This window comes from Streptomyces sp. NPDC031274 (genome assembly GCF_055570235.1).
In genome coordinates, this window is sequence record NZ_JBVIHP010000265.1 from 1 (window position 1) to 1336 (window position 1336).

Consider the following 1336-nt stretch of genomic DNA (forward strand, 5'->3'; position numbering starts at 1 on the left):
CGTCCGACGTGACCTTGCCGATCAGCTCGGGGATCATGCGGCCCGGGCCGCGCGCGGTCCACAGCGCGCCCCAGTCCACGCTCTCCAGGCGCAGTTGGAGGTCGCGGTGCGGCCACAGCCTGGCCAGGTCCAGGCGGAGGGCGGCCGTTGAGTCCGCGTCGGTGACGCGCAGGGTGCCGTCTGCGCCGTCCGCGCCGTCTGCGCCGAGGCCGAGGAACTTGATGCCGGTGCCGAGGCGGAGGTTGGCGACCGCGTCGGACGCCAGGTCCCAGACGCGCACCAGCCCGTCAGCCCAGGCCGCGGCGAGCGCCGGCCCGGTGGACAGGACCGCCGCGGCCAGTGAGGTGACCGGGGTGCTCCTGCGGGCGAACGGCGCGCGCAGCGGCTTGCGGCGGGTCGACCAGTAGCGGATCACGCCGTGCGCGTCGCCGCTCAGGACCAGACGGGTGCCGCTCGCAAGCTCCAGGCAGGTCACGGAGGTCACCGGGGCGCGGTGCAGGGCGAGGGTGATGGTCTCCGGGTCCTCGTCGTCCGTCTCGCGGACGTGCACGCGGCCTTCGGTGTCGCCCGCGACGAGCAGCGTCGGGCCCTGGAGCGAGGCCACCGCCCTGAGCGTGCCCGGGGTTTCGACGAGCGAGGCCGCCGCTCCGGCCACGACGGGCGGCTGCGGGTACTCGCGGGTCAGGACCGTCCACCGGCCGCGCGGGTCGGCGTCCCCCGCGGAGAGCGATACCGGGCCCAAGTCCTCGAGCGGTACGGGCACTTCAGACGGCGGGCGGATGTCCTTGTCCGTCCACTCGAGGCCCAGCGTGCGGGCGACGTCGAGCAGCGCCTCGCGGGTGCGGGCATTGATCACGATCTTGAAGTCGGCACCGGGCCCGCGTCCGTGGCGTATGACCGCGTCCGGGGCGCCGTACGAGAGCGCGTCGGTGCCCATCTCCTGCCAGGGCAGCAGGCCCAGTTCGCGGTAGGAGGCCTCCAGGCGGCGTACGACCTGGGGGTCGGCCTCCACGGTGTCGCGGCCGAACCGCAGCGTCCAGCCGTAGTGCGCGGGCATCCGCTCGAAGGCGAGCTGCGTCAGGAACTCGGAGAGCGAGCGGCTCTGTACCACCCACTCGCCGCCGACGCTCACGAGGACGCGGGGGTCGGGGAGTCCGGCCTCGGCGGCGAGATAGCCCCACTCGTGGGCGTAGTGGTACTCGGACATGAACACGCACACGCGCGCGTCGTCACCGGGGCCGACGAGCCCGCCGGCCTCGCCCGCCGGGTCCACGTCGAGCTCGGAGATCTTGGGCGGCCACTGCGTGTGGACCCAGTACAGGCGCGGGTTGAAGGC

General features: G+C 74.0%; 1 protein-coding gene. It reads right to left on the reverse strand.

Going from position 1 to position 1336, the window contains the following annotated elements:
• Positions 1–1336, reverse strand: a 1336-nt coding sequence (locus ACZ5CR_RS45535; RefSeq protein ID WP_468869657.1) for a WD40 repeat domain-containing protein, incomplete at both ends; no start/stop codon positions are given.